This window comes from Streptomyces huiliensis (assembly GCF_020037025.1).
Classification (GTDB): domain Bacteria; phylum Actinomycetota; class Actinomycetes; order Streptomycetales; family Streptomycetaceae; genus Streptomyces; species Streptomyces huiliensis.
Genome location: NZ_JAIQLH010000565.1, coordinates 1 through 226 on the forward strand (window position 1 = coordinate 1; position 226 = coordinate 226).

Below are 226 nucleotides of genomic sequence, written 5' to 3' on the forward strand. Positions count from 1 at the left end.
GTCGCGCCGAGGCCCGCGCCGCCGAGGTCACCGCCGAGCTCGCCGCCCTCGAACGGCAGGCCCGCGCCGACGAGGACGCCCTCACCGACGACGCCGACTGGCTGACCGGCTGGCCCGCCCTGCGCGAGCGGCACCAGCGCCGCCTCGACGCCGCCCATGAGGCCACCGCCCGCGCCGAACAGCTCGGCGCCCGCGTCACCCCCGCCGAGGAGCGCCTCGCCGCCGC

Annotated in this window: 1 protein-coding gene; it reads left to right on the forward strand. The window is 81.4% G+C overall.

Annotated features, from left to right (window positions below; genetic code table 11):
- Positions 1-226 (forward strand): hypothetical protein (locus JNW98_RS35880; RefSeq protein ID WP_223772422.1); only part of this gene is annotated, 226 nt, incomplete at both ends.